Raw genomic sequence first — 25,655 nt, 5'->3', positions numbered from 1 at the left:
GGGCCGGGAGGATCAGCCGGCGGCGGCGCGGGCCCGCTCGCGCAGCAGCGCGGAGATCCGCTGCCGGGTCACGCCGAACATCGCGGCGATGCGGTTGATGCTCACCTGCTCGGCGGCCAGCGCGTGCGCCTGCTCGCGCCGCCAGGCACCACCGGCGCTGGCGAGCGCCGCCATCACCGAGCTGATCTGCTCGACGACCAGCGGCCGGGACTCCGCCGTCACGATGTCGAGCCAGGCGCGGCCGGTCTCGCGCTCGCTCAGCAGCTTCTCCGCACGCGCCCGCGCACCGCTGAGCTCGGTCATGCAGGTGTCGAGCACGGTCAAGAGCTCGCTCAACGCCCGGACGGCCGGGTCCGGCTGGGGGCTGTCGGTCGCCACGGGGGGCCTCCGCGTCAGAGAGATCGAGATGTAGGCAATCCGGTTGCCCACTATCCATACTCCCGGGGCGGGACGCAAGGCCCGTGACACGCAACAGCGGTCCCAGGGCAATGGTCGTTGCGCACAACCGGCGGCACCGCTTACGTTGTGCACGACGGGGTGGCGTGGCATGGAGTGCGCGTCGGAGCGGCCGCGAGGTCGGGGACCCCCACACAGAGGGGGCCCGATGTCCACGCTCACCGCCATGGTCGACCTGAGGCCGGTGCCGGCCAGCGTCCCGGTCGCCCGGCACCTCCTGCTGGACCTGCTGGCCGCGTGGGGTGCGCCGCACGACGCCGGCGACGCCGCTCTGCTGGTCACCGAGCTCGTCGCCAACGTCGTCGACCACGTGGCGGGCGAGGCGTCCTTCACCCTGGAGGTCAGCCTGGCCGAGCGCTGGTTGCGCATCTCGGTCGCCGACGGCTCGGCCCTGCGCCCCGTCGTCCGGGAGTTCTCCACCGACGCCGAACGCGGCCGGGGCATGCGGCTGGTCACCGGCATCGCCGACCGCTGGGGCGTCGAGGACCACCGGGACGGCAAGCGCGTGTGGTTCGAGCTCGCGCCGCACGCCCCGGGTTTGGGCGCACCGGACGCCGGGGACGGGCGGGGAGGACGACCGACCGAGGAGGAGACGGCATGAGCGAGCCGAACGGCGAGACCTACAGCGCGGGCGAGGGGCTCTCCGACGAGGAGATGGTCCGCACCGTCGCCGAGCAGACCGACAGCATCTCCGAGCACGCCGACGAGGCGGGCAAGGACTGGAACGGCGACGCGAGCAGGGCGCCCGACCCCACCGTCGACCCCACCGGCTGACCCCACCCGCCGAGCGGCGCCGGGCGGGACCGACAGGTCGCGCCCGGCGCCGTCGTCGTCGGCGGGCCCGCCGTTCGCCGTGGTCCGGTGGCTGGCGGTGCGGTGCTTCGTGCGAGAAGGTGACCAGGGTCTCCCCGCCTGACGGAAGGTGAGCGCATGAGCATCCTGGGTACACGCGTGGTCCGCACGGAGGACCCGCTGTTCCTCACACGTGGTGCGACCTACACCGACGACCTGACCGACGACCGGCTCGCCGGGGCGCTGCACGCCACCTTCGTGCGGTCCACGGTCGCCCACGGGCAGCTGCTGTCGGTCGACGCGTCCGCGGCGCTGGAGGCACCGGGCGTGGTGGCGGCCGTGACAGCGCAGGACATCGGCGACCTGGTGCCCATCCCGCCGCCCTTCCCCTTCGTCAACTCCGGGATGACCCGCCCCTGGCTGGCCTCGGACCGGGTCCGGTTCGTCGGTGACCCGATCGCCGTCGTGCTCACCGAGGAGCGGTACCAGGGCGAGGACGCCGCGGAGCTGGTCGTCGTCGACATCGACCCGCTGCCCGCGGTCGTCGGTACCGCCGCGGCGGCCTCCGACGAGGTGCTGCTGTTCCCCGAGGCGGGGACCAACGTCATGGCCTCGTTCGGCAAGCCCGCGCCGGCGGACTTCTTCGACGGCTGCGAGGTCGTCGTCACCCAGCCGATGGTCAACCAGCGGGTGGCGCCCGTGCCGCTGGAGACCCGGGCCGCCGCCGCGGCCTGGGACGACGGCGGCCGGGTGACCGTCTGGTGCACCAACCAGGGGGCCCAGCAGGCCCGGGGTCAGTTCGGGGACTGGCTGGAGATGGACCCCGACCTGATCCACCTGATCACCCCCGACGTCGGCGGCGGCTTCGGGGCCAAGATCGGCGCCGACCCGGAGTACGCCTTCGTCGCCTGGCTGGCCCGGCACGTCGGCCGGCCGGTGCGCTGGGCGGAGAGCCGGTCGGAGAACCTGATCGGCATGCTGCACGGCCGGGCCCAGGACCAGGTCGTCACCATCGGTGGGCGCCGGGACGGCACGATCGAGGCCTACAGCATCGTGGTGGACCAGGACTGCGGGTCCTATCCCCGGATCGGGACGGTGCTGCCCACCCTCACCATGCTCATGGCCCCCGGGGTCTACGGCTTCCCGAAGGTGCACGCCCAGGCCCGCGCCCTCGCCACCACGACGACGTCCATCGGGGCCTACCGGGGTGCCGGCCGGCCGGAGGCGACGGCGGCGCTCGAGCGGGCGGTCGACCTGTTCGCCGCCGAGATCGGCATGGACCCCGCCGACGTGCGCCGGGAGAACCTGCTGCCGGCGTTCAGCGAACCGCACACCACGCCGACGGGCGCCACCTACGACAACGGCGACTACACCGCGGCGCTGGACGCGGCCCTCGAGGCCGCGGGCTACGCCGAGCTGCGGGCCGAGCAGGCCCGGCGGCGGGAGCGCGGCGACGTGCGGCAGCTGGGCATCGGGATGTCGGTGTACGTCGAGATCACCGGGGCCGACAACGGCGCCGGCACGGGGGAGGGCGCCTCGCTCGAGGTCCACCCGGACGGCACGGCGACGGTGCTCACCGGCACCTCGCCGCACGGTCAGGGGCACGCCACCGCCTGGGCGATGATCGCCAGCGACCAGCTCGGCATCCCGGTGGAGAGGATCACCGTGGTGCACGGCGACACCGACCGGGTGCCGCAGGGCGGCGGCACGATGGGGTCGCGCAGCCTGCAGCAGGGCGGGGCGGCGGTGCACCAGGCGGCCGGCGAGCTCGTCGAGCTGGCCAGGAGACGGGCCGCGGAGAAGCTGGAGGTCGACCCCGAGGACCTCGTCGTCGACCTGGGTCTCGCCGGCCTCGCCGTCCGCGGTACGCCGGGGACGGGGGTCAGCTTCGCCGAGCTGGCCGCCGACGAGCAGCTGCTGGTGCAGACCCGGTTCGAGGCCGCCGCGCCGACGTTCCCCTTCGGCGCCCACGTGGTGGTCGTGGAGGTGGACGTCGAGTCCGGCAAGGCCGAGGTCGCGCGGCTGATCGCGGTCGACGACGCGGGCACGATCCTCAACCCGCTGCTCGCCGAGGGGCAGCGGCACGGCGGCTACGCGCAGGGTGTGGCCCAGGCGCTGCTGGAGGAGGTCCTCTACGACGAGGACGGCAACCCGACGACCTCGACGCTGGCCGACTACCCGTTCGTCTCCGCCACCGAGCTGCCCAGCTTCGAACTGGTCGAGATGGCCACGCCCACCCCGATGAACCCGCTCGGCGCGAAGGGCATCGGCGAGGCCGGGACGATCGGCTCCACGCCGGCGGTGCAGAACGCCGTCATCGACGCGGTCGCCCACCTCGGCGTCCGGCACATCGACATGCCCACCACCCCGATGCGGGTGTTCCGGGCCATCCAGCGGGCCCAGGGAGGCAACTGATGCAGGTCTCGATGACCGTCAACGGACGGCAGCGCACCGACGACGTGGAACCCCGGCTGCTGCTGGCGCACCACCTCCGGGACGTCTGCGGGCTCAAGGCGACGAACATCGGTTGCGACTCCACGTCCTGCGGGGCGTGCACTGTCGTCGTCGACGGTCTCACCGTCAAGTCCTGCACGGTGCTGGCGGTCCAGGCCGACGGCGCGCAGGTCACCACGCTGGAGGGGCTCACCGGTCCGGACGGTGAGATGCACCCCGTGCAGCGGGCCTTCCGCGAGGAGCACGGGCTGCAGTGCGGGTTCTGCACCCCCGGCATGGTCATGGCCGCCATCGGCGTGCTGGCCGACAACCCCGACCCGAGTGACCGGGAGGTCCGCGAGGGCCTCGAGGGCAACCTGTGCCGCTGCACCGGCTACCACAACATCGTCCGGGCGGTGCAGGCCGCCGCGAAGTCCGGGCCGGCCGCCGGCCAGGTGCCCCAGGCGCAGGAGGTCGAGGCATGACCGAGCTCGCGAGGTCATCCAGGTACGCAGCATCCCGGGTCACGGGCCCGACGAGAGCCAGCGAGGAGGGCCGGTGATCCCGAGCCGGTTCGACTACGTGCGGGTCGCTTCGGTGGACGAGGCGGTGGCCGCGCTCACCGAGCACGGCGAGGACGCCAAACTGCTCGCCGGTGGGCACTCGCTGCTGCCGGTGATGAAGCTGCGGTTGGCCGTGCCGTCCGTGCTGATCGACATCAGCGGGATCAGCGACCTGTCCTACGTGCGGGCCGAGGGTGACGAGGTCGCCATCGGCGCAGGGACCCGGCACCACGAGCTGGAGCGGTCCGAGGTCGCCCGGGCCGAGGTGCCGCTGCTGTCGCACACGGCCGGCCGGGTGGGCGACCCCCAGGTGCGGCACCGCGGCACGCTGGGCGGCACCGTGGCGCACAGCGACCCGGCGTCGGACCTGCCGACCGCGCTGCTGGCCCTCGGCGGGACCGTCGTCGTCCAGGGGCCCGGTGGGCGGCGGGAGGTACCGGTCACCGGGTTCTGGACCGGCTTCTTCGAGACGGCGCTGTCGCCCGACGAGATGGTCGTCGAGGTTCGGGTGCCCCGCACGGGCAACGCCGGCTGGGGCTACGAGAAGTTCACCCGCCGGGAGAACGACTGGCCGATCGTCGCGGCCGCGGCGGTGCAGGGGCGGGTCGCGCTGGCCAACATGGGCGGCTCGGTGGTGCGGGCGACGGCGACCGAGGAGGCGCTGGCCGGGGGGGCGTCCATCGCCGAGGCCGCGGCGCTGGCCGACCAGGGCACCTCGCCGACGTCGGACATGCACGCCGACCAGGAGTACCGCCGTCACCTCGCCCGGCTGCTCACCCGCCGGGCGCTGGAGAAGGCGGCCGCCGCCGCTCACTGAAGGACAGGCTGGTCACGTCAGCCTGCCGGCCCCCTGCAGGGGCCCACCGCGAGCCTGCGAGCGGTGGGGGGCAGGGGGGTCCTTTCTCAGCCGGCGGGGGTGAGCATCCCCGCGCCGACGGTGGCGTTGGTGGCCTCGTCGACGAGGATGAACCGCCCGGTGACCCGGTTGCGGGTGTAGTCGTCGACGAACAGCGGCTGGGTGGCGCGCAGCCGCACCCGGCCGATGTCGTTGAGGCCGAGCTCGGTGGCCTCCCTGTCCCGGTGCAGCGTGTTGACGTCGAGCCGGTAGGCCAGCTCCTTGACCACTGCACGCACCGTGCGGGTGGTGTGCTTGACCGCGATCCGCTGGCGGGGCCGCAGCGGCTCCTCGGCCATCCAGCAGACGAGCGCGTCGAGGTCCTGGGTGGCCGTCGGCGCGTTCTCCGGCTTGCACACCAGGTCGCCGCGGGAGACGTCGAGGTCGTCGGCCAGCCGCAGCGTCACCGCCATGGGCGGGAAGGCCTCCTCGACCGGGCCGCGGGGGCCGTCGATGCCGGTGATCGTGGTGCTCAGCCCGCTGGGCAGCACCTGCACCTCGTCGCCGGGCCGGAAGGCGCCGCTGGCCACGGTGCCCGCGTAGCCGCGGTAGTCGTGGTGCTCCTCGGTCTGCGGCCGGACGACGTACTGCACCGGGAACCGGGCGTCGGTGAGGTTGCGGTCGCTGGCCACGTGCACGTGCTCGAGGTGGTGCAGCAGCGTCGGCCCCTCGTACCAGGGCGACTCCTGCGAGTGGGTGACGACGTTGTCCCCGTGCAGCGCCGAGATCGGGACGACGGTCAGGTCCGGGACGCTGAGCTTGGCCGCGAAGGCGCTGAACTCGTCGGCGATCCGGTCGAAGACCTCCTGCGACCAGCCGACGAGGTCCATCTTGTTGACCGCGACGACCAGGTGCGGCACCCGCAGCAGCGAGGCGAGGAAGGCGTGCCGGCGGCTCTGCTCGACCATGCCGTTGCGGGCGTCGACCAGGACGATCGCGAGGTCGGCGGTCGAGGCGCCGGTGACCATGTTGCGCGTGTACTGCACGTGGCCGGGTGTGTCGGCCAGGATGAACGTGCGCCGCGGGGTGGAGAAGTACCGGTAGGCGACGTCGATGGTGATGCCCTGCTCGCGCTCGGCACGCAAGCCGTCGGTGAGCAGCGCGAGGTCGACGTGGTCGCCCTTGCTGGCGCGGGCCACCGCCTCGTACTGGTCCTCGAAGATCGCCTTGCTGTCGTAGAGCAGCCGGCCGATCAGCGTGCTCTTGCCGTCGTCCACCGAGCCGGCGGTGGCGATGCGCACGATGTCCTTGCGCGCGGTGGCGAGCTCGACGGCGTGCTCGGCGACGGGGGAGTGGACGTCGACCGGCTGGTCGTCGGCGTCGGTGACGGTGGGGTACGTCTCGGGGGCGGCCGTGGGGAGGGTCGGGTCGGGTGTCATCAGAAATAGCCCTCCTTCTTCCGGTCCTCCATGGCGGCGTCGCTGACCTTGTCGTCGCCGCGGGTCGCGCCCCGCTCGGTCATCCGGGTCACCGCGATCTCGGCGATGACCTCCTCGACCGTGGTGGCCTCCGAGCGGACGGCGGCGGTCAGGTTGGCGTCGCCGACGGTGCGGTAGCGGACGGTCGCGCGGAACGGCTGCTCGCCGTCCCTGGGCCGGATGAACTCGTTGACGGCGTAGAGCATCCCCTGCCGTTCCACGACCTCCCGCTCCTGGGCGAGGTACAGCGGCGGGATGGCGATCTGCTCGCGCAGGACGTACTGCCAGATGTCCAGCTCGGTCCAGTTCGACAGCGGGAAGACCCGGATCGACTCGCCGAGGTGGATCCGGCCGTTGTACAGGTCCCACAGCTCGGGCCGCTGGTTCTTCGGGTCCCACTGGCCGAACTCGTCGCGGAAGGAGAACACCCGCTCCTTGGCGCGGGCCTTGTCCTCGTCGCGGCGGGCGCCGCCGAACAGCGCGGTGAAGCCGTGCTCCTCGACCGCGTCGAGCAGCACCGGGGTCTGGATGCGGTTGCGGGAGCCGTTGGGCTCCTCCTTCACCAGCCCCTGGGCCATGGCGTCGGGCACCGAGGCGACGATCAGCTGCACGCCCAGCTCGGCGACCCGCTTGTCGCGGAACTCCAGCACGTCGGGGAAGTTCAGCCCGGTGTCGACGTGCATGACCGGGAACGGGATGCGGGCCGGCGCGAACGCCTTGCGGGCCAGCTCGAGCATCACGATGGAGTCCTTGCCGCCGGAGAACAGCAGCACCGGGCGCTCGAGCTCGGCGGCCACCTCGCGGATGACGTGGATGGACTCGGCCTCCAGCGTCTCCAGCTGGCTGAGCCGGTAGTCAGGGGTGCTCACGCGCAGGAACTCCGGGGATCGGCGGCAGGGGTCGAACCGGCACCAACCGCACCGGCCCGGGGGGCATTCCCGTCCCCCAGTGTCCGCCATGGCCGGGAGCGCTCCGCTACGACCCCGTCCGGACCGCCGCCAGCAGCGGCTCGGCCAGCTCGGGGCGGCACACCAGCAGGTCCGGCAGCCAGGCCTCCGGGACGTTGTAGACCAGCGGCGAGCCGTCCAGCCTGACGGCGGTGAGGCCCGCGGCCCGGGCGACGGCGACCGGCGCGGCCGAGTCCCACTGGTACATGCCGCCGGCGTGCACGTAGGCGTCGGCCTCGCCGCGGACGACGGCGGTGACCTTCCACCCCGCCGAGCCCATCGGCACCAGCTCGGCGTCGAGGGCGGCCGCGGCGGTCGCGGCCACCTCGGGTGGGCGGGTGCGGCTGACCGCGATCCTCGGCCGTCCGGCCTCGGGCGCGGGCACGACGGGTGCGGGGTCGGTGCGGAGCACCACGCCGAGCGCGGGCAGCGCGACCGCTGCCGCCGTCAGCTCGCCGGCCGACCAGAGCGCCACGTGCACCGCCCAGTCCGGGCGGCCGGCCTCGCCGTACTCCCGGGTGCCGTCGAGGGGGTCGACGATCCACACGCGGTCGGCGTCCAGCCGGCGCCGGTCGTCGACCGCCTCCTCGCTGAACACCACGTCCGCCGGACGGCGCTCGGCCAGCACCTGCGCGATGGCGGCCTGCGCGGCGGCGTCCCCGGCGTCCCCCAGCTCGCGGCCGGACAGCCGGCCCTCCTCGCGCAGCCCGGTGAGGACGGCGGCGGCGGCGCGCGCGGCGGTCGCGGCGACCTCGACGTCGCTCACGGGCGCTCGGTCGTCGCGGTGGCGTCGGTGGGGCGCCGGGGCGGGGCCGGCCGGCCCGAGGCGTCGGTGATGGCACCGAAGTAGTCGGCGCGGACCTCCTCCCGCGGCATGACGAAGACGCCGCGGGCCTCGACCAGCGTGCGCTCGGGGTCCTCGGCCGGCGCGATCGTGCCGGTGACCACGCACTTGCGCCCGGCGGCCTCGGTGACCCGCGCCTGCAGGGTCAGGGGCGTCGACAGCGGCACCGGGCCGCGGTAGTCCAGCTCCAGGCGGACGGTCATGCCCCACAGCCCGGCGGCGATGGCGGTGGAGCCGAGCAGCTGGTCCATCAGCAGGCTGCTCACCCCGCCGTGCACGTACCCGGGCGGGCCCTCGTAGGCCGCCCCGAGGGTCGCCTCGGCGACGACGCCGCCCTCGGCGCGGCGGATCACCAGAGGGGGGGCCAGGGCGCTGCCGACCCCGCTCACCGGGCTGTAGACGCGGCGGAAGACCAGCGGGTCGTCGAGCACCGGCAGCCGGGTCGGCGGCCGCCGGGCCGCGGCCAGCCGCTCGGTCACCGCCCGCGTCCCGGCGGCCGCCGCGCGCAGCTCGTCGGCCGGGACGGTGGTCAGCACGGACGCGTCCACCAGCCCCCGCAGGGCGGCGCCGAGCTCGGTCACCGCGGCCATGAGGTCGGCGTCGTAGGGCTGCCCGCCCGCGTCGGAGGTCACCCGCGGACGGTAGCCGGACCGCCCGCGGGCTCAGGCCGCCGGTGCGTCCGGCGCCGGCGGGGCCTCGCTTCGACCCGCCCCGCCCCGACCCGCCCCGCCCGGGCCCGAGCGGGGCAGCCGGACGGTGAACGCCGCGCCGCGGCCCGGGGCGGTGTCCAGGTGCACCGTCCCCCCGTGCGCGGCCACCAGCGCGCTGACGATGGCCAGGCCCAGCCCGGTCCCGCCGGCCGTGCGGGCCCGTGACCTGTCGGCGCGGTAGAAGCGCTCGAACACGCGGGCGGCGTCCTCGGGGGCCATGCCCGGGCCCCCGTCGGCCACCCGCAGCACGACCACGCCGCCGTCGTCGCCGTCCGCCGTCCCGTCCCCGGCCGCCGGCTCGTCGGAGACCGTGACCGTGACCGGGGCGGTCTGCGGGGTGTGCACCAGGGCGTTGGTGACCAGGTTGCCGACGACCTGGCGCAGCCGGGCCTCGTCGCCGAGCACCACCGGCAGCTCGCTGAGCGAGGGGTCGAGCTGGAGGCTGATGGGACGGTCGGGCTGGACGGCCCGTGCGTCGTGGACGGCGTCGCCGGCGACCTCGGCCAGGTCGACCGGGGTGATGGTGAGCGGGCGCTGCTGGTCCAGCCGGGCGAGCTGCAGCAGGTCCTCGACCAGCACGCCCATCCGCGCGCCCTCGGACTCGATCCGCTGCATCAGCCGCGCGGTCTCCTCGGGGCTGCCGACGGCGCCCTGCCGGTACAGCTCGGCGAAGCCGCGGATCGAGGTCAGCGGCGTGCGCAGCTCGTGGCTGGCGTCGGCGACGAACCGGCGCATCCGGGTCTCCGAGGCGCGGGCCTGCTCCTCGGACTCCTGCTGGGCGCGGAAGGACCACTCGATCCGGGCGAGCATCCCGTTGAGCGCCAGCGACAGCCGGCCGACCTCGGTCCGCTCGTCGCCGGTGGGCACCCGCTGGGACAGGTCACCGGCGGCGATCGCCCGCGCCGTGCGCTCCACCTCGGTGAGCGGCCGCAGGCTGTTGCGGACCAGCAGGTAGGCGGCGGCTCCGAGCACCGTCAGGACGATGAGGCCGACCACGACCTGGGTGGCGACGAGCTGGCGGATGGCCCGCTGGTCGCGGCCCAGGTCACCGCCGATCACCAGCGCGTAGCCGCCGTCGAGCTCGACGGTCAGCAGCTGCCAGTCGCCGTCCCGTGACCAGTCGCGGAACGGCGGCCCGTCGGCCTCGCCCGTCTGCTCGTCGACGTCGGGCAGCTCGTCGGCCTTCGGCGGGGGGACGTAGACGACGGTGAGGTCGTCGCTGCCCGCTGCCTTGCAGGCGACCAGGTAGGGGCCGGGCAGGACGAGGTCCACGCCGGTGCGGCAGGCCTCGATCACCGTCGGGTCGCGCCCGTAGTCGTCGAGCACCTCACGGAGCTCGTCCTCCTGCTGGCCGGCGAGGTAGCCCTGCAGCACGTGGGTCGCGACGATCCCCGTGGCGGTCAGCGCGAGGCCGACCAGCGCCACGATGAGCACGACCAGGGTGATGCGCAGGGGCAGGCGGGTGCCGCGGGGCCCCGGGCGGACGGGGGTCCCCGTCACCTGGTCACCGGTCCGCCCCCGCCCGGCGCCGGCCGGACGGCAGAGCCGCTCACGTCCCGCGGGGCAGCCGCAGCGTGTAGCCCACGCCGCGGATGGTGTGCAGCAGGCGCGGCTCGGTGGTGTCGACCTTGCGGCGCAGGTAGGAGATGTAGGACTCGACGACGTTCGCGTCGCCGTTGAAGTCGTAGTTCCACACGTGGTCGAGGATCTGGGCCTTCGACAGCACCCGCCCCGCGTTGGCCATCAGGTACCGCAGCAGCTTGAACTCGGTCGGCGAGAGCGGGACCACCTCGCCGGCCTTGATGACCTCGTGCGTCTCCTCGTCGAGCTCGATGTCGGCGAAGGACAGCCGCGGGGACTCCGCCGGGCGCTGCGGGCCGGTGCTGCGGCGCAGCACGGCCCGGATCCGGGCGAGCACCTCGTCCAGGCTGAACGGCTTGGTCACGTAGTCGTCGCCGCCCAGGGTCAGCCCGGACACCTTGTCCTCCGCAGCGTCCCGAGCGGTCAGGAAGAGCACGGGGGTGTGCCGCCCGCTCTCGCGCAGCCGGCGGACGACGCCGAAGCCGTCCAGACCCGGCATCATCACGTCGAGGACCAGCAGGTCCGGGCGGAAGGAGGCCGCCATCGCCAGCGCCTGCTGCCCGTCCGCGGCCGTGGCCACCTCGAACCCGGCGTAGCGCAGGCTCGCCGACAGCAGCTCACGGATGTTGGGCTCGTCGTCCACCACGAGGAGGCGCGCCTCCGGTGCGGAGCCCTTGCCGGTGCTGGTCACAGCACCTCCCGTCGAACGCGCAGCCGTGGTCATGCCCTGAGGGTGGCGCCCCGGCCTGGAGCGGCCCTGGGCATTCCCTGTGAGGAGTCTGGACACCGGGTCACCCCGCGGGTGACATGGCCCGGCCGCGCCGCCAGTAGCCGATCGCGTGGTGCTGCGCCCGGCCCAGCCCCCAGCGGCCGCGCAGGTCGGCCCGCACCGCGCGGACGGCGGCGGACTCCGCGGCCACCCACGCGAACAGGTCCTCGCCGTCCGGCCGGTCGAGTGCGGCGACCGCGTCGGCCAGCAGCGTCTCCTCGCCGGGCGGGCTGCCGTCGCGGTGCAGCCAGCGGACCGCCACGCCGTCCGGGGCCGGCAACGGCTGCTCCTCCGCGGCGTCGGCGACCTCGACCAGCGCGACACCGCGGGTGGACGGCGCCGCCTCGGCCAGGATGCGGCTGATGGCGGGCAGCGCGGTCTCGTCGCCGGCCAGCAGCAGCCAGCCGGCGGGCCGCTCGCCCAGCGGCCCGCCGCCGGCCACGGCCACCGCCGCCCCCGGGGCCGCGGCCCCGGCCCACGCCGCCGCGGGGCCGTCCCCGTGCAGCACGAAGTCGATCTCCACCTCGCCGCGGCCGGGGTCCTGCCGGCGGGCGGTGTAGCTGCGCAGGCTCACCCCGTGCGACCCCTGCGGCCAGACGATCCGCCCGTCCCGCTGCACCGTGGGCCAGCGCGGGGCCGGGTCGCCGACGCGGGGTACCAGCAGCGAGATCGTCGGGCCGGCGGCCGCGACCGCCTCCGGGGTGCCGGACAGCACGATGCGGCGCACCGAGGGGGTGACCTCGGTGGTCGTGGCGACGGTCAGCACGTCGACCGGCCGGGTGGGTGGAGGGGCTGTCACGAGCCCCGAGGGTAGATGCGGGCCGACCCGGCCGACCCCGGGGGAATGGAGTCGACCGGGCCGGCGATCGAGGACGAGGCCGTCACGGTGTGTCATCACGTCACCCGCTTCGAGCAGCGGTAACGGCGTGGCGCTCCCCGTCGACCGGAACGCTACGTGACGGATCGTCCGGAGTCAGTGCCCGCACGGGTGATCGGGCCTCCCGGACGGGTGATGTGTGCCCGGGTGCGTGCGCGGGCAGGGGCAGGGCACCACGCCGAGCACCCTGGGAGGGTCCCGTGTCCGACGACATCAGCAAGGGCGACCACGTCACCTGGAAGAGCCACGGCCAGGAGGTCGAGGGCACCGTCAAGCGGGAGATCACGTCGGAGACGGAAGCGGGCGGCCGGAAGGTCAAGGCCAGCAAGGACGAGCCGCAGTACGAGGTCGAGAGCGACAAGACCGGGAAGACCGCGGTGCACAAGCCCGGGGCCCTGCACGAGAAGTGACGGCGCAGCACAGATGACGGCACCAGGGAGGACGATCGTGAGCGAGACCGGAGACCAGTTCGCCGGGACGGCATCCCGCAGCACCAAGCACAGCCCACGGGTGGACGAAGAGCTCGAGCACGAGATCCAGGGCATGCTCAAGGGGGAGCGGGCCACGCGTGCCGAGGAATGGCGCGAGGTCGAGCCCCAGGCGGAGGGGGACCCGGACATCGACAGCAGCCCCGACGGCACCCTCGTCGGGGGCGTTCCCGTGGGCATGACCGAGGACGCCGTCGTCGCCCGGGCCGAGCTGGCCCGCTGGCTGGACCGCGCCGACTTCCCCAGCGACGGGCCGGCCCTGGTCGAGGCCGCCCTGGACCACCGGGCGCCCGACGCCGTCGTGGACGAGCTGCGCCGGCTGCCCGAGGGGCAGACCTACGACCGGATCGGCGACGTCGTCCGAGCGCTGGGCTACCCCACCGAGACCTGAGCCGTGGCGGTCGGGAGCCGCGCAGCCGGCTCCCGACCGCGACCAGGCCCCCGGACTAGGCCTCCGCGGCCTCGCGCTCCTCGTCCTCCGCGATCTCCTCGGCGCCGCGCCGGCGGAACAGCCGGGAGCCGGGGAAGCCCTTCACCACGTGCCGCAGGTCCTGCATGGTGTCGAGCAGGTCGTGCACGTCGGCGCCGACGTTGCCGAGCGAGGACAGCACCGGGAGCACGTCCTCGTCGAGGTGGGTCATCAACTGTGGGAGCCGGTCGATGAAGGCGACCACTGCCTCCACCTCGGTCGGGTCGATGCTCGCCGCCAGGCGGCGCACCGCCGGGGCCAGCGCCAGCAGCGGCTCGTGGAAGACGTCGACCAGCGGGTCGACCCGCCCCAGCAGCCCCTCGGCCCGGGTGACCGCGCCGCCCGCGCCCGAGATCGTGGCGCCGATGGCGGTGACGGCCTCGTCGGAACGGGTGATGGTGTTGCCGATGGCGGTGACGGCGTCGTCGGAGCGGTTGATGGTGTTGCCGATGGCGGTGACGGCGTCGTCGGAGCGGTTGATGGTGTTGCCGATGGCGGTGACGGCGTCGTCGGAGCGGTTGATGGTGTTGCCGATGGCGGTGACGGCGTCGTCGGAGCGGGTGATGGTGGCGCCGATGGCAGTGACCGCGTCGTCGGAGCGGGTGATGGTGGCGCCGATGGCAGTGACCGCGTCGTCGGAGCGGGTGATGGTGGCGCCGATCGCGGTGACCGCGTCGTCGGAGCGGGCGATGGTGGCGCCGATCGCGGTGACCGCGTCGTCGGAGCGGGCGATGGTGTTGCCGATGGCGGTGACCGCGTCGTCGGAGCGGGTGATGGTGGCGCCGATGGCGGTGACGGCGTCGTCGGAGCGGGCGATGGTGGCGCCGATGGCGGTGATCGCCACGTCTGCCTTCTCCCGTGTGGCGCCGACGCCCGCGATGGCCTCGTCGGCCCGCTGCCGCGTGCGGCCGACCGCGGCGATCGCCTCGTCGGCCCGCCGCCGGGTGTCCTCGACGGCGGCGATCTCGGTGTCCACCCGGTCGACGATGACCTCGACCTTCTCGACGACCGTGGTGAGCCGGTCGAGCAGACCCTCGACCCGTCCGACGACGGTGACCAGCCGGGGGACCAGGGCCAGGGCCTCGGTCACGCCGTCGCGGACGCCCTCGACGGCGGAGACCACGTCGGAGGGACCGGGCACGAACGGCAGCTTCACCCCGGCGACGCTACGGCCGGCGGTGCCGTCCTGCCCGCCGATCTCCGCGCGTCCCACCCCGGGAAGGGCCCCAGCGCCCGTATCGTGGGTGACTGCCCGACTGCGCAGCGATACGACCGCGTGCAGGACGGGGACGACGGAGCCCGCCAGGGCGGCAGTTCGACGATGCGGAGTCGGCACGGGTGGGTGACAAACGCACGCGCGACGACGCGGGGGACGCCCGCGGGGCCGGGCGTCTCCGCGGCCGGCGCCACCCGGCCCCGCAGTCGCCCGTCACCGGCGGCGACGTCCCGGCCCGCGAGCCGATCACCGTCGAGCAGCTGATCGCCCGTCAGGGTGGCGAGGTGGGTCGCCGTCGGGCCGCGCGCACCGGTGAGATCCCACTGCCCCTGGCGATCGGCGAGAAGGCCCCCGCGCACCGGCGCGGCCGGCCGCCGGTGCCCGCGGAGGACGTCCCGGCTGCCGACCGGCCCCAGGCGCGCGCCCCGTTCGGACGGCGCACCGCCGACGGGCCGTCCGCGGTCGACGCGACCCCCGCTCCGCAGCGCGGACTGCCCCCCGTCCCCGGAGGGTCGGCGGCCGCGCGCCCGCCCGCCCCGGCCCCGCAGCCGGCGCCCGGCGCCGTCCCACCGCTCCCGCCGCTGCCCGCCCTCCCGGGCCGGCCGGCCACACCGGAGCCGCAGCGCAGCGGTCTCCCGCCGGTGCCGCCGTCGGTCCGCCCCTCCGTGCCGCTCTTCCCGCCGCTGGTCGAGCAGGACGGCTCCCGCCCGTCCCGGCCGATCGCCCCGCTTCCTCCGATCCCGGGCCGCGACGCCCCGCTGTCCGGCGCGACCCGGCTGGCGCCGCCCTCGCCGCGCGAGCGGCGGGCCGCTCGCCGTGCCGCCCGCAGCCCGGGCCGGCGGCGGCTGGTCCGCGCCGCGACCGTCCTGGCGGTCCTCGTCGGCGTGGTCCTGGCCTACCACCTCGGCCTGTACTTCTACGTCGACCAGCGCATCCAGCGGGTCGACGCGCTGACCCCCGACGGGGCGGAGGTGCTCGCCCCCGCCCTGCAGGAGGGGGCCGCCACCTACCTCGTCGTGGGCACCGGCCTGCCCGGTGAGGAGGGCGCGGCCTCGGTGGCCACGCTGCTGGCGCACGTCAGCGCGGACGAGGACCGCGCGGTCCTCGTGAGCATCCCGCCGACCGCCCTGGTGGACACCCCCGCGTGCATCCGTGCCGACGGGCAGGTGCGCGAGGCGGTGACCGAGTCCTTCGCCGACTCGCTCCTCGACGGCGGGCCGTCCTGCACGGTGCGCGCGGTGCAGCAGCTCTCCGGCCTGGGCATCGACCACTACCTGGGCGTGGACCTCGCCGGGCTGCCCGCCATGGTCGACGCGCTCGACGGCGTCGACGTCTGCGTGCCCGTGGCGACGCCGGCGGTCGCCGCGGCCTCGCAGCCCCTCCCGACCGGACCGAGCCGGTTGTCCGGCGAGCTCGCCACCGGCTACCTCACCCCCGGCGCGGTCGGCGCCGACGTCACCGGCGAGGCGACCGCCGAGCGGACCCAGCTGGTGCTCACCTCCACCCTGCGGACGGCGCTGAGGCCGTCGACCCTGGGCAACCCGGTCACCCTGACCCGGTTCCTCACCCGCGCCTCCGACGCCCTCACCCTCGACGAGGCGACCACCCTGGGCGACCTGCGCACCCTCGCCAGCACGCTCGGCGACCTCGGTGGCGGCGCGGTGCAACGGACCGGCCTGCCGGTCGCCCAGGTCGGCTACGTGCCGACCGGGCGCGAGCAGGCGCACGTCGTGCTCGACGCCGCCGCCACCCGCTCGCTGTTCGACCGGGTGATCGAGGAGGGCCGGCTGCCCGAGGAGCTGGTCGCCCCGGAGACCGCCGACCCGGCGACTGTGGCCGCGGCCCCGGCGGCCGCCGAGCAGCCGGTGACCCCGCCCGCGGAGCAGCCGCTCACCGCCGCCCCGGCCGGTATCACCATCGACGTGCTGAACGGGACCGCGACCAGCGGGCTGGCCGCCACCGTGGGCGACCAGCTGCGCGCCCAGGGCTTCGGCATCGGCGAGGTCGGCAACGAGCTCGGCGTGGTCAACGAGACGCTCGTCCGCTATGCCCCGGGCGCTGAGGAGCAGGCCCGCACGGTCGCCGCCGCCGTCCCCGGCGCGGTGCTGCAGGCCAGCGACGCGACCGGCGGGGCCGTCCAGTTGGTGATCGGGCCGGGCTTCTCCAGCGTCGTCCCGGTGGTGGTGGAGCCCGCCCCGGCACCGGAGCCCGTCGTCGAGACGCCCGCGGCCGAGCCGGTCGCGGCCGCACCGGCCCCCGTCTCCTGCTGAGCCGGCGGCACGGCCCGGGCCGTGGGTCCTCTCTCAGCCGAAGCGGCCGGAGATGTAGTCCTCGGTCGCCTTCTGGTCCGGGTTGCTGAAGATCTTCTCGGTCGGGTTGAACTCGATCAGCCGGCCCGGCTGACCCACCCCGTTGAGGTTGAAGAAGCCGGTCTGCTCGCTCACCCGCGCGGCCTGCTGCATGTTGTGGGTGACGATGACGATGGTGAAGCGCTCCTTGAGGTCGGCCATCAGGTCCTCGATCGCCAGCGTGGAGATCGGGTCCAGCGCGGAGGCCGGCTCGTCCATCAGCAGCACGTCGGGCTCCACGGCGATCGCGCGGGCGATGCACAGCCGCTGCTGCTGACCGCCCGAGAGGCCGGCGCCCGGGCGGTCCAGCCGGTCCTTGACCTCGTTCCAGAGGTTGGCGCCCCGCAGCGAGCGCTCCACCAGGTCGTCGAGGTCGGACTTCTTCATCTTCTTGCTGTTCAGCCGGATCCCCGCGGCGACGTTCTCGTAGATCGACATCGTCGGGAACGGGTTGGGCCGCTGGAAGACCATGCCGATCTGCCGGCGGACGTCGACCGGGTCGACGTCGGAGGCGTACAGGTCCTGCCCGTCCATGACGATCTTCCCCTCGACGCGTCCGCCGGGGATGACCTCGTGCATCCGGTTGATGGAGCGCAGGAAGGTCGACTTGCCGCAGCCCGACGGCCCGATGAGGGCCGTGATGCTGCGCGGCTCGATGGAGACGTTGACGCCTTCGACGGCGAGGAAGTCGCCGTAGTAGATGTTCAGGTCCGAGACGTCGATGCGCTTGGCCACTGCAGGTCCTCCAGGGTTGCCGGTCAGCGACCGGACTTGGGAGCGAAGAAGCGACTGATGAGCCGGGCGACGACGTTGAGACCCATCACCAGGATGATCAGGACGAGGGCCGCCGTCCAGGCCCGGTCGGTGGCGAACTCCGGCGGGACCCCGGGCTGGGTCAGCTGGTAGTACGCGTAGACCGGCAGCGTCGCCATGCGGCCGTCGAACGGGTCGAGGTTGGTCGCGTTGGTGATGCCGAGGGTGATCAGCAGCGGGGCGGTCTCGCCGACCACGCGGGCGATCGCGAGGGTGACGCCGGTGCCCAGGCCCGCGATGGCGGTCGGGACGACGACCTTCACGATGGTGCGCCACTTGGGCACGCCGAGCGCGTAGGAGGCCTCGCGCAGCTCGTTCGGCACGAGCTTGAGCACCTCCTCCGCCGAGCGGACGACGACCGGGATCATGAGCACCGAGAGCGCGATCGCGCCCATGATGCCGAGCCGGACGCCGGGGCCGAGGAAGATCGCGAAGAGCGCGTAGGCGAACAGGCCGGCCACGATCGACGGGATGCCGGTCATCACGTCGACGAGGAAGGTGATGGCCCGCTTCAGCCGGCCCTGGGCGTACTCGACCAGGTAGATCGCCGTCATCAGGCCGATCGGCACCGAGATCAGCGTGGTCAGCGCGGTGATGACCAGCGTGCCCATGATCGCGTGGTACGCGCCGCCGCCCTCGCCGACGATGCCGACCAGCGAGGAGTTGAAGAACTCGCCGTCCAGCCGACCGATGCCGCGGCTGACGACCTCCCAGACCAGCGAGACCAGCGGCACCATCGCCAGCCCGAAGGCGCTCACCACCAGGCAGGTCACCAGCCGGTCGGTGGCCCGGCGGCGGCCCTCCACCGACCGGGCGAGCAGGTAGACCGCCAGCGTCCCGAGGACGACGGTGTAGAGGACGGCCAGCGCGATGTTCAGGTCGAACACCGGCCAGAGCACCGCGACCAGGACGGCGGCACCGAGGAAGCACGCGAGGGGCGCCCACCGGGGGAGCCGGCCGGCGCGCTCGCCGCGCCGCGGCCCCGGTGCGCTGCTGCCCGTGGGGACCGGCGCCGTGGAGGTCTGGCTCATCAGTTCGCTCCGGAGAAGTCGGCGCGGCGGTTGACGATCGCGCGGGCCAGCATGTTGACCGCGAAGGTGATCACGAACAGGGCCAGACCGCTGGCGATCAGCGTGTTGATGTCGATGCCCGAGGACTCGGGGAACTCCAGCGCGATGTTCGCCGCGATGGTCGACGGGTTGCCGCTGCTGATCAGGTTGAACGTGATGCCGCCGGAGACCGACAGCACGATGGCGACGGCCATCGTCTCGCCCAGCGCGCGGCCCAGGCCCAGCATGGCGCCGCCGACCACGGCGGAGCGGCCGTAGGGGAGGACAGCCATCCGGATCATCTCCCAGCGGGTGGCACCCAGCGCCAGCGCGGCCTCGCGGTGCAGGCTCGGCACCTGCAGGAACGCCTCGCGGGAGATCGCGCTGACGATCGGCAGGATCATCACCGCGAGGACGAGGCCGGCGGTCAGCATGGTGCGCCCGGTGGTCGAGGCGGGGCCGGCGAACAGCGGGATGAAGCCCAGGTCCTCCTCGAGCCACACGTAGAAGGGCACCAGCTTGGGCGCCAGCCAGAAGATGCCCCAGAAGCCGTAGACGATGCTGGGGATGGCGGCGAGCAGGTCGACCACGTACCCGAGACCCTGGGCCAGCCGCCGCGGGGCGTAGTAGCCGATGAACAGCGCGATGGCCACCGCCAGCGGCGTGGCCACCAGCAGCGCGATCACCGCGGCCAGCAGGGTCCCGAAGACCAGCGGGACGACGTAGGAGGCCAGGCCCTCACCGCCCGGGATCTCCTCGGCCGGCGCGGTCAGCGCGGGCAGCGACTCGACGACGAGGAACGCCGCGACCCCGGCGAGGATGGCGAGGATGAGGATGCCGGCGCCCTTGGCGGTGCCGGCGAAGACACGGTCACCGGGACGGCGGATCGACCGTCCGGTCCCGGGCGGGGACGGGGGTGTCGTCCTGGTGCTGCTCACCGCTGCTCCGTGGGGTGTTGGCCGGTGCTGGGGGGCCCGGCGGGGGTGGTGCGGGCGCCCGGCCGGAGCCGGGCCCGCCAACGGCCCGGGGCGCCGTCGGGCACCCCGGGCCGTTGCCGGTCATTGTGGGCTCAGCCGGCGGTGATCGCGTCCACGGCCGTCTGCGCCTGCTCGCGCAGCGCCTCGGAGATCGGCGCCGAACCCGCGGCCTCGGCCGCGGCCTGCTGGCCCTCCTCGCTGATCACGTAACCCATGAAGTCGGCCACCAGGCCGGCCTTCTCCGGGTCGTCGTAGGTGATGCAGCCGATGTGGTAGCTGACCAGCACGATCGGGTAGTTGCCGGACTCGGCGGTGTCGCGGGCGACCTCGATGGCGAAGTCGTACTGGCCGCGGCCCTCGAGCCGCTCGGAGTTCTCGACCACCGCGGCCGCGGCCTCGGGGGTCGGCGTCACGAACTCCCCGCCGACGCCGATGTTGGCCACGCCCAGGTCGCCGGCCTGCGAGAGGTCGGCGTAGCCGATGGTCCCGTTGCCGCCGCTCACGGCGCTGACCACGCCCGAGGTGCCCTGGGCGGCCTCGCCGCCCTCGACCGGCCAGTTGCCGTCGGGCTCGTAGGTCCAGGCCTCCGGCGCCGCGGCGGCCAGGTACTCGGTGAAGTTCTCGGTGGTGCCCGACTCGTCCGAGCGGTTCACCGGGGTGATCGGCAGGTCGGGCAGCGTTCCGCCCGGGTTGTCCGCGGCGATCGCCGGGTCGTTCCAGTTGGTGATCTGCTGGTTGAAGATGCCGGCCAGCACCGCGGGGGAGAGGTTCAGCTCCTCGACGCCCTCGACGTTGTGGACCACCGCGATCGGCGAGATGTAGTTCGGCAGCTCGAAGACCTCGCCACCGGCGCAGCGCTCCTGCGCGGCGGCCAGCTCCTCCTCGTCGAGCGCGGCGTCCGAGCCCGCGAAGTCGGTGCCGCCGGCGATGAACTGCTCGCGGCCGCCGCCGGAGCCCACCGGGTCGTAGTTGACGGTCACGCCCGGCTGCACGCCGGAGTAGCCGGCAGTCCAGCCCTGCATGGCCGCCTGCTGGCTGCTGGCCCCTGCGCCGACGAGCGTGCCGCTCAGCTCCGTGGAGCTGCCCGTGCTGGCGCTGCCACCACCGCCACCCGCGGTCTCCTCGTTGGCGGCGCCGCACGCGGAGAGCGCGAGCGAGCCGGCCAGCGCCGTCGAGAGGACGACGGCGCGCGACCTGGTGCTGAGCTTCAAGACAGTTGCCCTTCGACGTGTGCCCGGGCTTCTGCCGGGCAGCGCGGAACCAACGACCAGGGACGGTAGGGAGCGCAGGTGGACGCCTCCCGCTGGCTCGATGAACGAGAGGTGAACGGCGGCGGAGGCTTGGGTCACGCCGTGTGGACCAGCTCACGGCCATCGGGTGAACGCGGGCGCGCCGAGTGGAGAAGGGCCCTCGCGCCCCCACCGGGGAAGGACCCCGTCCTCCCCACCCTTCGCGAGCTCAGGGCGGTGCCCTGAACGGGGCCTGCGGCGGGCCCCTGCACGAGGGCCGGGACTCCCTACCTCAGGGGGCGCGGCACGTCAGGGGGCGCGGCGCCAGGAGACGTCGACGGCGTGCCGGGTGAACCCGCTGCGCTCGTAGAGCCGCACCGCCGCGGTGTTGTCCTCCTCGACGTAGAGCAGCACCTGGCGCAGCCCCAGCCCGCGCAGGTGGGCCAGCCCCACGTCGGTGAGCGCGCGTCCCAGGCCCAGCCCCTGCGCGTCCGGGTCGATGCCCAGCACGTAGACCTCGCCGACCGCCTCCGGTCCCTCGTCCCCCGGCGGGTGCACCTTCGTCCAGTGGCTGCCCAGGAGCCGGTCGTCGTCCCAGGCGAGGAAGAAGCCGGCCGGGTCGAACCACGGCTCGGCCTCGCGCAGCTGCAGGTCCGCGGGGGTCCAGCTGCCCTGCTCGGGGTGGTGCGCGAACGCCCGGGCGTTGACCCGCAGCCAGGCCTCCTCGTCGCGGCCGGGGCGGAAGGTGCGCAGCAGCACGCCCCCGGGCAGCCGCGGCCGCGGCTCGGGGTCGACCCCCGCCAGGTCGCGGCGCATCTGCAGCAGCACCCGGGCGCGGGTGTAGCCGCGGGACCGCGCCAGGTGCGCGGACCCGGGCAGGTCGCCGTGGGCCCACACGCGCAGCGGGCGGTCCCCGGCCAGCTCCTCCAGCCGGGTCAGCAGTGCCCGGCCGACCCCGCGCCGCCGGCAGTCGGGGGAGACCACGAGCTCGGCCTCGGCGTCCCCGGTGCCGTCCCCGCCCTCGAACCGCGCGTAACCGGCCGGCGCGCCGTCCGCGGTGGTGGCCAGGACGTCGCGGCCGCCGGCCGGGCCGCCGTGCTGCAGCCGCAGCTCGGCCTCCTCCGACAGCGGACGGACGCCGTCGGCCGCGGTCGCCGCGCGCAGCAGCGCGAGGACCGCCTCGACGTCGGCCGGCTCGAGCCGGCCGACGTCCCGGACGTGGGGAGCAGTGGACAGGGCGGGCCTCAGACCAGCTCGGTGTCGGCCTGCGCCGTGTCGTCGGAGGTGAGGGCCTCGGCGCGCGCGGCGGCCGCGGTGGCGTCGGCGACCTGCTGGTCGAGCTTGTAGCCGACGTTGCGCACGGTGCCGATCAGCGCCTCGTGCTCGGTGCCGAGCTTGGCCCGCAGCCGGCGCACGTGGACGTCGACCGTCCGGGTGCCGCCGAAGTAGTCGTAGCCCCAGATCTCCTGGAGCAGCTGGGCGCGGGAGAAGACCCGGCCCGGGTGCTGCGCCAGGTACTTCAGCAGCTCGAACTCCTTGTAGGTGAGGTCGAGCGGGCGGCCGCGCAGCCTCGCGGAGTAGCTGTGCTCGTCGATCACCAGCTCACCGGCCTGGGTGACCCCGCTGTCGCCGTCGACCGGCGCGCTGGCGGCCATGCGGCGGGCGGTGGCCCACTTGAGCCGGGCGTCGACCTCGGCCGGGCCGGCGGTGTCGAGCAGGACGTCGTCGACGCCCCAGTCGGCCGACAGCGCGACCAGGCCGCCCTCGGAGAGGACCGCGACGAGCGCCGAGGCGACGCCGGTCGAGGAGAGCAGCCCGCACAGCGTGCGGGCCTGGACCAGGTCGTGCCGGGCGTCGACGAGGACGACGTCCCCGGAGTCGCCGTCGAGCAGGCTGGAGAGCTCGGGTGGCACCACGCGCACCTGGTGGCCCAGCAGGCCGAGGGCGGGCAGCACCTCGGTCGTCGCCTGGCGGGCGGCGGTCATGAGCACGAGTCGCATGGCGTCTCCTCAGGGGAGCCGGGGACGACCGACGTCGTCCAGGGGCCCACGACGGCGCTGTCGGTGAGGCAGCAGGATAACCGACGTGTCACCCCGTCCCCCGGCCGTGACCGGATCGCGATCCGTGACCGCCGACACGCCGGACGGCGTGCGGCTGGCCGGCCTCCTCGTCCCCGCACGGCCCGTCGCCGGGCCCCGGCCGCCGACCTTCGTCGTCGTGCACGGCTTCACCGGCTCGGTCGCCCGGCCCTCGTTCCGCCGGCTGGCCGGCTGGCTGAGCGCCTTCGGCGAGGTCCGCGGGTTCGACGCGCGCGGCCACGGCCGCTCGGGTGGGCGCTCTGCGGTGGGCGGGGACCCCGAGGTGCGCGACGTCGACGCCGCGGTGGCCGCCGCCCGGGCCGACGGGGCGCGTGCCGTGGTCACCGTCGGGATGTCGCTGGGCGGGGGGGGGGTCGTGCTGCGCCACGCGGCGCTGGGTCGGGCCCGCCCGGACGCCGTCGTCGCGGTCAGCGCGGTCAGCCGCTGGTACATCCGCGACACGCCGCCGATGCGGCGGGTGCACTGGCTGCTGGAGGCCCCGCTGGGACGGCGGGTCGTGGCCCCGGCGTTCCGGCTGCGGCTCGACGACCCCTGGCTGGTCCCGCCGGAGTCGCCGCTGGCGGTGGCCGGCCGGATCGCGCCCACCCCGCTGCTGCTGGTGCACGGTGACCGCGACGGCTACGTCCCGCTGGAGCACCTGCGCGCGCTGGTGCGGGCGGCGGGCCCGACAGCGACGGCGTGGGTGGTCCCCGGGTTCGGACACGCCGAGAGCGGTGCCAGCGCCCCGCTCGTCGAGCGGATCGGGCGCTGGGTGTCTGCGACGATCGGTCCGTGACGGTGACCGAGGCGGGAGCCGGGCCGTCGGCCCGGGCGTGGCACCTGCCCACGGCCGCCGCGGTCGCGGGCGCAACGGTGCTGCTGGTGCTGCTCCCCGTGGCCGCCGGTGACGCGGGCCGGCTGGGAGCGGTCGCCGTCGTGCAGCTGGCGCTGGTCGCGGCCTGGGTGCCGGCGACCGGCATCCCCGCCCGGGTCGGCGCCCCGGCGCTCGGGCTCGCCGCCGCGGCCGGCGCGGACCTGCTGCTCGTGCTCTCCGACCGGCCGGAGATCGGCGCGCTGCTCGCCGTGCCGGGGCTGGGCCTGCTGGCCGCGGTGCTGCACCAGATGCTGCGCCCGGCACCGCGGCACGACGTCGTCGGCTCGCTGGCCGGCGTCCTGCTGCTCGTGTGCGCGGTGACCGCGCTGGCCGTCCTGCTGCTGCCCACCGGGGACCACGCCGCGGCCGCGACCACGGCGCTGCTCGTGGTCGGCGCGACCCTGGTCGTGGGCTCGCTGGTCGACCGGGTGCTGCCCCGCCCGCCGGTCGCCGCGGGCGTGCCGCGCGGGGTCCCCGCCCTCGTGCTCGCGGTGCTGGCCGGCGCCGCGGTCGCGGTGGTCGGTGCCGGCACGGGCGGGCCCGCGGGGGTCCTCGGCGCGCTCCTCGCCGGGCTGGCGCTGGGCGCGGTCGCCGCGCTGGTCGGCCTGGCCGCCGGCTACGTCGTGGCCGCCGGCCCCGCCCGCGCCTGGGCCGGGACGCTGCTGCAGGCCCTGCTGCCGTTCGCCGCCGCCGCGCCGGTGGCGTTCTCCCTCGTCCTGCAGAACACCCTCTGAGCGGCCGGCCCGTGCGCGCACTGATCGTCGTCCTGTTGCTCCTGGCCGGCCTGGCGCTGGCCGCCGACCGGGTCGGCGAGGCCGTCGCCGAGGACCGCGTAGCCCAGCTGGTCGCCGAGCGCGGCGGGCTGTCCGGCGAGCCGGCGGTCGAGATCGGCGGGTTCCCGTTCCTCACCCAGGCGCTCGGCGGCCGGTACGAGGACGTGCGCATCTCGCTGGCCGGTGCCGACCTCGGGCAGCCCGAGGGCACCAGCGCCGACGTCTCGCTGCAGGGCGTACAGGTGGCGCTGTCCGACGTCCTGGCCGGCTCGGTGCAGCAGGTGCCGGTCGAGCGGGTCGACGGGACGGCGACGCTGTCCTACGCCCTGCTGGCCGAGCAGCTGGGCACCGGCACGACCCTGAGCCGGGACGGCGACGGGCTGCAGGTGGACACCACCGTGGAGGTCGCGGGGCAGACCGTGCCCCTCACCGCGACCGGCACGGTGCGGCTGGACGGCGACACCCTGGTGGTCGACGTCGACGACGCCGTCGGCGCGGGTGTGGACGCGCCCGACGCCTTCGTCGACGAGCTCAGCGACGCCCTCGACCTGCGCTACCAGCTCCCGGAGCTGCCCTTCGGCCTGCAGGTCACCGGCGTCGCCCCGGGGGACGACGGCGTGCGGGTCCGGGTCGAGGCCACCGACACGGTGCTCGACTCCTGACGCCCGGAATCCCCGGGCGCCGGTGCGGGTTGTCGCCCACCGTGGAGCCGGACGGCGCGGTGCTCGCGGGCCTGGGTGTGGACCCGGGCCGCGCGGACCTGACCGTCGTCCAGTTCTCCACGGCGTTCTGCGGACCCTGCCGGGCCACCCGCGCGCGGTTGCGGCAGCTGCAGGCCACCCGGCCGGGGCTGGTGCTCGTCGAGGTCGACGCGGAGAGCCACCTGGACGCCGTTCGCGCGCTCGGCGTCGACCGCACGCCGACGCTGCTCTACCTGGACCGTTCGGGTCGGCTCGTCGGCCGCAGCAGCGGCGCGCCGCGTCCGGCCGAGCTCGCCGCCGTCGTCGATGCGCACGTGCCGGCTCCCGCCTCGCGCGTGGAGCGGGGCGCGTGATC

General features: G+C 74.9%; 27 protein-coding genes. 12 read left to right on the top strand and 15 right to left on the bottom strand.

Going from position 1 to position 25,655, the window contains the following annotated elements:
• Positions 1-12: 12 nt before the first annotated feature.
• Positions 13-378: a hypothetical protein gene (locus tag BLR12_RS09590; protein WP_091376923.1), complete on the bottom strand. Its 366-nt coding sequence runs from the start codon at positions 376-378 to the stop codon at positions 13-15.
• Between the two features lie 226 nt (positions 379-604).
• Here BLR12_RS09590 and BLR12_RS09585 point away from each other — a divergent pair, with 226 nt between their 5' ends.
• The 5 genes from BLR12_RS09585 (at position 605) to BLR12_RS09570 (ending at position 5,061) form a co-directional block, all read left to right on the top strand.
• Entirely contained in the window at positions 605-1,057 is a 453-nt protein-coding gene (locus tag BLR12_RS09585; protein WP_091376921.1) for an ATP-binding protein, read from the top strand.
• On the top strand, positions 1,054-1,230 hold the full coding sequence (locus BLR12_RS24445; RefSeq protein ID WP_176832447.1) for a hypothetical protein: 177 nt from the start codon (positions 1,054-1,056) through the stop codon (positions 1,228-1,230). Before BLR12_RS09585 ends, BLR12_RS24445 begins: the two co-directional genes overlap by 4 nt.
• A 156-nt stretch (positions 1,231-1,386) precedes the next feature.
• A complete protein-coding gene (locus BLR12_RS09580) occupies positions 1,387-3,663 on the top strand; it encodes a xanthine dehydrogenase family protein molybdopterin-binding subunit (protein ID WP_091376918.1) in 2,277 nt (758 codons plus the stop codon).
• Positions 3,663-4,166: a (2Fe-2S)-binding protein gene (locus tag BLR12_RS09575; protein ID WP_091376916.1), complete on the top strand. Its 504-nt coding sequence runs from the start codon at positions 3,663-3,665 to the stop codon at positions 4,164-4,166. The genes BLR12_RS09580 and BLR12_RS09575 overlap by 1 nt, the downstream gene beginning before the upstream one ends.
• A gap of 73 nt (positions 4,167-4,239) precedes the next feature.
• Complete coding sequence (locus BLR12_RS09570; protein ID WP_091376913.1) at positions 4,240-5,061, top strand: FAD binding domain-containing protein; 822 nt, start codon at positions 4,240-4,242, stop codon at positions 5,059-5,061.
• Between the two features lie 86 nt (positions 5,062-5,147).
• Here the strand turns inward: BLR12_RS09570 and BLR12_RS09565 are convergent, their stop codons facing one another.
• The 7 genes from BLR12_RS09565 to BLR12_RS09535 form a co-directional block, all read right to left on the bottom strand.
• Entirely contained in the window at positions 5,148-6,518 is a 1,371-nt protein-coding gene (locus BLR12_RS09565) for a sulfate adenylyltransferase subunit 1 (protein WP_255363400.1), read from the bottom strand.
• On the bottom strand, positions 6,518-7,426 hold the full coding sequence (gene cysD, locus BLR12_RS09560; RefSeq protein ID WP_091376911.1) for a sulfate adenylyltransferase subunit CysD: 909 nt from the start codon (positions 7,424-7,426) through the stop codon (positions 6,518-6,520). The genes BLR12_RS09565 and cysD overlap by 1 nt, the downstream gene beginning before the upstream one ends.
• 106 nt (positions 7,427-7,532) lie before the next feature.
• On the bottom strand, positions 7,533-8,270 hold the full coding sequence (locus tag BLR12_RS09555) for an inositol monophosphatase family protein (RefSeq protein WP_091376908.1): 738 nt from the start codon (positions 8,268-8,270) through the stop codon (positions 7,533-7,535).
• On the bottom strand, positions 8,267-8,980 hold the full coding sequence (locus BLR12_RS09550; RefSeq protein ID WP_091376907.1) for a PaaI family thioesterase: 714 nt from the start codon (positions 8,978-8,980) through the stop codon (positions 8,267-8,269). Before BLR12_RS09550 ends, BLR12_RS09555 begins: the two co-directional genes overlap by 4 nt.
• A 30-nt stretch (positions 8,981-9,010) precedes the next feature.
• Positions 9,011-10,558, bottom strand: a complete 1,548-nt coding sequence (locus tag BLR12_RS09545) for a sensor histidine kinase (RefSeq protein WP_255363399.1) — start codon at positions 10,556-10,558, stop codon at positions 9,011-9,013.
• A gap of 49 nt (positions 10,559-10,607) precedes the next feature.
• Complete coding sequence (locus BLR12_RS09540) at positions 10,608-11,330, bottom strand: response regulator transcription factor (protein WP_091376904.1); 723 nt, start codon at positions 11,328-11,330, stop codon at positions 10,608-10,610.
• Positions 11,331-11,430: 100 nt separating this feature from the next.
• Entirely contained in the window at positions 11,431-12,207 is a 777-nt protein-coding gene (locus BLR12_RS09535; protein ID WP_255363398.1) for a siderophore-interacting protein, read from the bottom strand.
• A gap of 278 nt (positions 12,208-12,485) precedes the next feature.
• Between BLR12_RS09535 and BLR12_RS09530 the strand changes: the two genes are divergently transcribed.
• Together BLR12_RS09530 and BLR12_RS09525 are read left to right on the top strand one after the other, a co-directional pair.
• A complete protein-coding gene (locus BLR12_RS09530) occupies positions 12,486-12,695 on the top strand; it encodes a hypervirulence associated TUDOR domain-containing protein (protein WP_091376901.1) in 210 nt (69 codons plus the stop codon).
• 37 nt (positions 12,696-12,732) lie between these two features.
• Entirely contained in the window at positions 12,733-13,164 is a 432-nt protein-coding gene (locus tag BLR12_RS09525; protein ID WP_091376899.1) for a DUF2795 domain-containing protein, read from the top strand.
• A 55-nt stretch (positions 13,165-13,219) separates the two neighbouring features.
• On the opposite strand, the gene BLR12_RS09520 is transcribed toward BLR12_RS09525, so the two are convergent.
• Positions 13,220-14,398, bottom strand: coding sequence for a methyl-accepting chemotaxis domain-containing protein (locus BLR12_RS09520; protein ID WP_143018750.1), 1,179 nt, complete (start codon positions 14,396-14,398; stop codon positions 13,220-13,222).
• A 182-nt stretch (positions 14,399-14,580) separates the two neighbouring features.
• Here BLR12_RS09520 and BLR12_RS09515 point away from each other — a divergent pair, with 182 nt between their 5' ends.
• On the top strand, positions 14,581-16,728 hold the full coding sequence (locus BLR12_RS09515; RefSeq protein WP_091376892.1) for an LCP family protein: 2,148 nt from the start codon (positions 14,581-14,583) through the stop codon (positions 16,726-16,728).
• Between the two features lie 33 nt (positions 16,729-16,761).
• Here the strand turns inward: BLR12_RS09515 and pstB are convergent, their stop codons facing one another.
• The 6 genes from pstB to BLR12_RS09485 all read right to left on the bottom strand — a co-directional run bounded on the left by pstB (position 16,762) and on the right by BLR12_RS09485 (position 22,874).
• Positions 16,762-17,541: a phosphate ABC transporter ATP-binding protein PstB gene (gene pstB, locus BLR12_RS09510; RefSeq protein ID WP_091376887.1), complete on the bottom strand. Its 780-nt coding sequence runs from the start codon at positions 17,539-17,541 to the stop codon at positions 16,762-16,764.
• Between the two features lie 23 nt (positions 17,542-17,564).
• Complete coding sequence (pstA, locus tag BLR12_RS09505) at positions 17,565-18,650, bottom strand: phosphate ABC transporter permease PstA (RefSeq protein ID WP_091376884.1); 1,086 nt, start codon at positions 18,648-18,650, stop codon at positions 17,565-17,567.
• Positions 18,650-19,606 (bottom strand): phosphate ABC transporter permease subunit PstC, encoded by a 957-nt coding sequence (gene pstC, locus BLR12_RS09500; protein ID WP_176832446.1) that lies wholly within the window; start codon positions 19,604-19,606, stop codon positions 18,650-18,652. The genes pstA and pstC overlap by 1 nt, the downstream gene beginning before the upstream one ends.
• A 131-nt stretch (positions 19,607-19,737) precedes the next feature.
• Positions 19,738-20,856 carry a phosphate ABC transporter substrate-binding protein PstS gene (gene pstS, locus BLR12_RS09495; protein WP_091376881.1) on the bottom strand — a complete coding sequence of 373 codons (1,119 nt, stop codon included), beginning with the start codon at positions 20,854-20,856 and terminating at the stop codon, positions 19,738-19,740.
• Positions 20,857-21,183: 327 nt separating this feature from the next.
• Entirely contained in the window at positions 21,184-22,110 is a 927-nt protein-coding gene (gene mshD, locus BLR12_RS09490; protein WP_091376879.1) for a mycothiol synthase, read from the bottom strand.
• A gap of 8 nt (positions 22,111-22,118) precedes the next feature.
• On the bottom strand, positions 22,119-22,874 hold the full coding sequence (locus tag BLR12_RS09485) for a winged helix-turn-helix domain-containing protein (protein ID WP_091376876.1): 756 nt from the start codon (positions 22,872-22,874) through the stop codon (positions 22,119-22,121).
• Between the two features lie 124 nt (positions 22,875-22,998).
• Between BLR12_RS09485 and BLR12_RS09480 the strand changes: the two genes are divergently transcribed.
• Genes BLR12_RS09480 through BLR12_RS09465 form a run of 4 tightly spaced genes read left to right on the top strand, consistent with a single transcriptional unit; the run spans position 22,999 to position 25,653 of the window.
• Positions 22,999-23,748, top strand: coding sequence for an alpha/beta hydrolase (locus BLR12_RS09480; RefSeq protein WP_218120606.1), 750 nt, complete (start codon positions 22,999-23,001; stop codon positions 23,746-23,748).
• On the top strand, positions 23,745-24,560 hold the full coding sequence (locus tag BLR12_RS09475; RefSeq protein ID WP_091376873.1) for a hypothetical protein: 816 nt from the start codon (positions 23,745-23,747) through the stop codon (positions 24,558-24,560). The genes BLR12_RS09480 and BLR12_RS09475 overlap by 4 nt, the downstream gene beginning before the upstream one ends.
• A gap of 11 nt (positions 24,561-24,571) precedes the next feature.
• Positions 24,572-25,261, top strand: coding sequence for an LmeA family phospholipid-binding protein (locus tag BLR12_RS09470; protein WP_091376872.1), 690 nt, complete (start codon positions 24,572-24,574; stop codon positions 25,259-25,261).
• Between the two features lie 29 nt (positions 25,262-25,290).
• Positions 25,291-25,653, top strand: a complete 363-nt coding sequence (locus tag BLR12_RS09465) for a thioredoxin family protein (RefSeq protein WP_091376870.1) — start codon at positions 25,291-25,293, stop codon at positions 25,651-25,653.
• The last annotated feature ends 2 nt before the right edge of the window (positions 25,654-25,655 follow it).

The organism is Geodermatophilus sp. DSM 45219 (genome assembly GCF_900104025.1).
In the GTDB taxonomy this organism is placed as follows: domain Bacteria; phylum Actinomycetota; class Actinomycetes; order Mycobacteriales; family Geodermatophilaceae; genus Geodermatophilus.
Note: the sequence above shows the minus strand (reverse complement) of the source record. Positions and strands in the feature narration are given on the sequence as shown.